At 44.3% G+C, this 5,663-nt stretch carries 7 protein-coding genes; 4 read left to right on the top strand and 3 right to left on the bottom strand.

The window, feature by feature from the left end; translation table 11 throughout:
* On the bottom strand, nt 1-1,818 hold a 1,818-nt coding region (gene gyrA, locus PX481_RS00325; RefSeq protein WP_288093047.1), incomplete at its 3' end, for a DNA gyrase subunit A.
* Nucleotides 1,819-2,085: 267 nt separating this feature from the next.
* Here gyrA and PX481_RS00320 point away from each other — a divergent pair.
* Nucleotides 2,086-3,237 carry a DNA cytosine methyltransferase gene (locus tag PX481_RS00320; protein ID WP_288025714.1) on the top strand — a complete coding sequence of 384 codons (1,152 nt, stop codon included), beginning with the start codon at nt 2,086-2,088 and terminating at the stop codon, nt 3,235-3,237.
* Between the two features lies 1 nt (nt 3,238).
* Here PX481_RS00320 and PX481_RS00315 read toward each other — a convergent pair whose 3' ends face one another.
* Nucleotides 3,239-3,964, bottom strand: a complete 726-nt coding sequence (locus PX481_RS00315; RefSeq protein WP_002759091.1) for a hypothetical protein — start codon at nt 3,962-3,964, stop codon at nt 3,239-3,241.
* Nucleotides 3,961-4,209 (bottom strand): helix-turn-helix domain-containing protein, encoded by a 249-nt coding sequence (locus PX481_RS00310; RefSeq protein ID WP_002759092.1) that lies wholly within the window; start codon nt 4,207-4,209, stop codon nt 3,961-3,963. Before PX481_RS00310 ends, PX481_RS00315 begins: the two co-directional genes overlap by 4 nt.
* Before the next feature lie 186 nt (nt 4,210-4,395).
* Here PX481_RS00310 and PX481_RS00305 point away from each other — a divergent pair, with 186 nt between their 5' ends.
* The 3 genes from PX481_RS00305 to PX481_RS00295 all read left to right on the top strand — a co-directional run.
* Nucleotides 4,396-4,569, top strand: coding sequence for a hypothetical protein (locus tag PX481_RS00305; protein ID WP_002759093.1), 174 nt, complete (start codon nt 4,396-4,398; stop codon nt 4,567-4,569).
* Nucleotides 4,523-5,047, top strand: a complete 525-nt coding sequence (locus PX481_RS00300; protein ID WP_288093044.1) for a hypothetical protein — start codon at nt 4,523-4,525, stop codon at nt 5,045-5,047. The genes PX481_RS00305 and PX481_RS00300 overlap by 47 nt, the downstream gene beginning before the upstream one ends.
* On the top strand, nt 5,047-5,663 hold a 617-nt coding region (locus PX481_RS00295; protein ID WP_288093041.1), incomplete at its 3' end, for an urease accessory protein UreD. The genes PX481_RS00300 and PX481_RS00295, both read left to right, overlap by 1 nt.

Below are 5,663 nucleotides of genomic sequence, written 5' to 3'. Positions count from 1 at the left end.
TGCCACCACCGAGGTGATTTTCTCCCCTTTGGGAATCTCTAACAGTTGCACGATGGGAACGCCGCGAGCGGTACGGGAACCGGTGGGGATATGATAGGCATTGAGACTATAGACAACCCCGCGATCGGTGAAAAAGAGAACGCTATCGTGATCGCGGCAGGTGATAAAGTGATCGATGCCGTCGTCTTCTTTCATTTTCGCGCCAGCTTTGCCCCTTGTTGCCCGATTTTGGGACTCAAAGGTATTAACGGGCATTCTTTTGATGTAACCCTGTTCGGTGACGAGAATTAAGGCCTGTTCGTTGGCAATCAGGTCAGTTTCGGCGATTTCTCCTTCCCGTTGTTCAATATGACTGCGACGGGGGGTAGCGTGAATCGTTTTGATCTGTTGCAGTTCTTCCTCGATAATGCTGTCGATCCGTTCTTTTTTGGCTAGAATATCCTGAAGATCGCCGATTTTTGTCAGTAATTCCCCGTGTTCTTGCTGAATTTTCTCCGATTCTAGGGCGGTTAACCGTCGCAGCTGCATTTGTAGGATTGCGTCCGCTTGCACCTCTGAAAGACCAAAATTCTGCACTAATCCCTCTTTTGCACTAGCTGTGTCGGCAGCACTGCGAATCAGGGCAATGACTGCATCGAGACTAGCGAGGGCAATTAGTAAACCCTGAAGGATATGATCCCTTTCCTCGGCCTTGCGGAGTTCATAACGGGTACGACGGGTGATCACTTCTACCCGAAAATCGAGGAAAACGCGGAGAAACTCCCTTAAAGTCAGTAATCTCGGTTCGTTATCGACTAATGCCAACATATTCGCCCCAAAATTCGACTGGAGGGGCGTTTGTTTATAAAGATTGTTGAGGACGACGCGGGGATAGGCATCCCGTTTCAGTTCGATCACCACCCGGATGCCGTCGCGATCGCTTTCGTCCCGCACATCGGAAATACCGTCTATTTTGCGATCATTGACCAAATCGGCGATTTTTTCGATTAATGCCGCTTTATTGGTTTGATAGGGCAGTTCGGTGATGATAATAGCATCTCGATCGGGTCTTCCCCTTTGTTCGATGGTTTCAAAGGAGGCGACTCCCCGCAGGGTAATGGAACCCCGGCCGGTGGTGTAAGCTTCCTGAATGCCGTCTCTGCCAAGGATATGCCCCCCGGTGGGAAAGTCCGGCCCTGGGATATAACGCTGTAATTCCGTATCGGTGAGATCCGGGTTATGGATGAGGGCAACGGTTCCATCGATAATCTCGGCCAGGTTGTGGGGGGGAATATTGGTGGCCATACCGACGGCGATCCCCGATGAGCCATTAATTAGCAGTTGTGGGACTCTAGAGGGCAAAACCACGGGTTCCTGTTGGGAACCATCGAAGTTATCGGCAAAATCGACGGTTTCTGACTCGATATCCTGTAGTAGGGCGTTGGTGGCCAGGGTGTGCAGACGACACTCGGTATAACGCATGGCTGCCGGGGGATCGTTATCGATCGATCCGAAGTTACCATGACCGTTAATCAGGGGATCGCGCATGGAGAAATCCTGGGCCATGCGGACGAGGGCATCGTAAACAGCAGTATCCCCGTGGGGGTGGTATTTTCCTAATACTTCCCCGACGACTCTAGCGCATTTCCGGAAGGGGCGATCGGGGGTTAATCCTAGTTCGTACATCGCATAAAGAATGCGCCGGTGTACGGGTTTCAGTCCGTCCCTAGCGTCGGGCAAGGCGCGCCCAACGATGACGCTCATGGCGTATTCTAGGTAGGAACGGGACATTTCATTGCTTAAGTCTGTGGGGACGACATGATCCTGGGCGGCGGTCATAGGGGGGTTAACTCCAATAACAAGGCAAAAAAAGCGTTTTTGTGAGTAAATTCGCTAAAAATCGGGTTTTTACCCTTTTGATGTGCAAAATATGCCCATTTGTACGACTATTTTACCATAAAATCCCTCTTTTTTGGGGTTTGAGGCGGCACTCAAACTTTTGCCGAAAGTCTCTTCCCTCATTCCGGCCCGATCTTGACACTCTGTGGACTATCTGTCACAATATTGTCATGTAGGCCATTTGTTCTTAAAGTAATGGATTTGCAATTGTCATTATTTCCAGATAATCAACCAAGTCAGGCGGTAAGCAAACAGAAAAAAGCCAAGTTAGGTCGTTACGAAAGAATTCAGCGCGAACTAGCAACGGTAAAGCGTGATCCCTATCAAGTCCTAGTCGATGTTAACGTTCCGCTTAAGCCTCTCAATAGCTATAATTTTATCGATCTATTCTCCGGTGCGGGCGGTATAACCCAAGGTTTATTGCAAGCAGGTTTTAACCCTGTAGCCAGTGCAGAAATTAGCCCGATCGCCTCAGCAACCCATCAAAAGAATTTTCCCAATTGTCATCATTTTTGTGGTGATATACATGATTTTAATACTCAAGAATGGTTGGCCAAAATTGGCAATCCATTCATTCATCTTGTGGTGGGCGGACCACCATGTCAAGGATTTTCTGTTGCTGGAAAACGAGATGCTAATGATCCGAGGAATCATCTCTTTCAAGAATTTATCCGCCTTGTTTCTGAAATACAGCCTTGGTACGTTGTCATGGAGAATGTACCCGGTATTCTAACAATAAAAAAAGGAGAAATTAAGCAAAATATTCTGGAAGCTTTTCAAAGTATTGGCTATGGAAATATTTCAATAGCAATTCTTGAATCTGCCGCCTATGGCGTTCCTCAAATAAGACCAAGAGCTATTTTCATAGCTAATAGATTTGGGCTGCCAAATCCTTATCCAAGTCCTCAATTAGTACCGGAGAAATACCAACCGATTGAAGCCGCTATCTGCGATTTACCTGCTTATGAACCTCTTCCCAGTATCAATCACGAATGGACTCGTCACTCCCCCGAATATATGGCCAGAATAGCTCAAGTTCCTCCCGGGGGTTCCTTATATGAAAGTTATGTTGATGCCTTCAAACGACAGTATCGGGGTAAGCCAAGTATGACAATTAAAGAAAATCATGGCGGTACTCATATCCATCCCTATTTAAATCGGGTTATTTCAGCCAGAGAAATGGCTAGATTACAAACTTTTCCCGATTCCTTTATTTTTGAAGGAACAATGAAAAAAGCGATGTGGCAAATTGGAAACGCCGTACCTCCACGTTTGGCAGAGTGTATTGGCTATGCTCTTATTCCCTACTTAAATCTAATAGCTACAGGTAATAAAAATATTGGAGAGGTGGCAAGATAAATCACCGCTCTTCAGTCAATTTGATATTAAGAGAATTACGCCATGTTTCCAAATCATACCAACCGCAACCTACACAGCCATGTTCTGCTTCTGCTCCAGATTGAGGAATATTTTCCGGCCAGTTCTCTCCACCGGAATACCAAAATCTGATATCCATTGGTGTTCCTCGCTTACCAGTTTTAATACATTTTTCACAACTTCTTGACTTTAATAAATTATGATTTCCCGCACTATCTTTTTTGAGAAGCTGAAACTTGTTTCTCATCTCAGCTACACTCATATTGACATCATGACTTGGTTCACTTATCCCCCAACGTTCCATAGGAAAACGATGGTCAATAACCAGTTCATGTGACTGTCTGATTCTGTTTTCAATCACATCTTTATATCGATAAAACTCCAAAATTCTAGCCACTAATTGAGGCGGTATGTTGGCAGAGGCATTCGCCGCTCGCATCTCTCCAGTCCATCGATCCCAAGTTGTTGTTTTCTGACAAATTGGACAGTATTCTCGTTTTGTTTCTATTACTAGCCCCTGGCGACCGCTCCTATTTCCGCGCTCTAATCCTTGGATACCACCGCCACCAGCATATTGCTCCGATGCTATTTTTTTCCCTTCACAGGTACGACAATGCCAAGCTCGATCTGATAATAACTCGAAGACTTTGTACTGTGATGAACCCTGTTTAAACTTTGCTTTTATAGCTTCTACTAAATCAGAACTCATTCCGGTTTCTCTATTTCTATCTCTAAATTTTCCAGTAATTGGGATACAGTTATGTTTAAGCCCTTCGCCAGAGTGACAAGAGCGGTAAGAGAAGGATTTCTTACTCCTCGCTCTAGTCCAGATATATAGGTACGATCAAGATGGCAACGTAGCCCTAGTTCTTCTTGTGATATGCCTAAAGCTGCTCTATGCTCTCGGATCATTAACCCCAATGCCCTTAAAATTACTGCTTTTGATTTTTCCATAAAGTCTATAATCGTCCTTAGTGGACGATAAGTCCACGGACTATATGTCACAGGAATAATTTTCCTCTCCTCCCGTCAACCAAACAGCCTCTTAATCAGAATCAAAAGATCGTCAAGGCAGCTCACAGGGGGACAAAATCAGATTTTTTAGCAGTTTTTCCCTCGATAATTTAGGATAAAATAAAAATGCGATCGAGAGTTAATATTATGGCCCGATCGGCAGCTCAAGAATCGATGATGATTGAGCTTAATGATCCCTTAACTCTAGCGAACGCTATTATCCTGATTTTCCGAGCGCAAAAATTACCCCAAAATGCTTACCCCTCTCCTCTGGCAAAGTGCCAATCCCCACCCCGATAATCTGGATAATTTCCAAATTATTAGCCAATGGTGGCAAGATTTAAATCTTAAGGAAGTCTTCTGGCAACAGCGTTTAATTCCCGATACTGGCTCTCTGGAAGATATTAATTGGGAGCAGCAAGGTTTTGATGAAAAATTTAGCATCCAAATGCCTCAAATTCGGGGGATTACCCTCTATTGGCATAAATCTACTTTTGCTGACGAAAGAAGCATGACACCTAAACAATTAATTTTAGATCGGGAACAGGAGCAGTTATATATTTATCCCCAATCCCAACCTAATTTAGTTATTCGGGTGACGAAACCCCATCTGGTTTATCAAAAATTCGAGCTAAAAAATCCTCTCCTGGTTGGCAAAAAAGCAGAAAGTGAATATATTTTACTGATCAGGGATAAAGAACAGCAAATAGAAGTTAAAATTAATCTCAGTCCTGAAAATTATCGGCAATTTCTAGAAACCATGACCGAGGATCAATAATGTGGCAGGGAAACCTAGAACTAATTTACACGCAAAAAAATCTCGCAACCGAGATTAATCACGTCTATGCTACCGCCCCTTTAAAAGTACAAAGACCTTTTTATCCCGAAGGAAAAAACCTTTGTCATACGGTGATTTTACACACGGCGGGGGGAATAGTTTGCGGTGATGTTCTTCAACAAAAAATTCATCTCCAAGCCGCTAGTAATGCCCTGATTACCACTGCTTCTGCTGGAAAAGTTTACCAGAGTAATGGTCAAATGGCTCAACAATTAATCGAGATTAAAATCGATGACAATGCTGGTTTAGAATGGCTACCCCAAGAAACAATTATCTTTAATGGTGCGGTATTTCGCCAACATTTACGAGTGGATTTAGGGGAAAATAGCAGTTGGTTGGGATGGGAAATTACCCGTTTTGGTCGCAGTGCGCGAGGCGAGAAATTTTTAGCGGGAGAATGGCATTCTAATTGGGAAATTTGGCGATCGGGACAACCTTTATGGCTCGATCGCTCCTTCCTGTTGGGTGGTAAAATGATCGAGGGATTTTCTGGTTTAAATAATAGTGCCATGATCGGTACTTTAGTTTATATCGGTCAACCGGTGGGAAGAGATTT

The organism is Microcystis sp. M53603_WE2, assembly GCF_030065435.1.
The sequence above is the reverse complement of the archived record's forward strand: the minus strand, read 5'-3'. Positions and strand labels throughout refer to the sequence as shown.

Bases quoted from the DNA above. Each gene is read 5' to 3' on its own strand.
- PX481_RS00315 (WP_002759091.1), bottom strand. From the start codon at position 3,964: ATGAGTTCTGATTTAGTAGAAGCTATAAAAGCAAAGTTTAAACAGGGT.
- PX481_RS00310 (WP_002759092.1), bottom strand. From the start codon at position 4,209: ATGGAAAAATCAAAAGCAGTAATTTTAAGGGCATTGGGGTTAATGATC.
- PX481_RS00305 (WP_002759093.1), top strand. From the start codon at position 4,396: ATGCGATCGAGAGTTAATATTATGGCCCGATCGGCAGCTCAAGAATCG.
- PX481_RS00300 (WP_288093044.1), top strand. From the start codon at position 4,523: ATGCTTACCCCTCTCCTCTGGCAAAGTGCCAATCCCCACCCCGATAAT.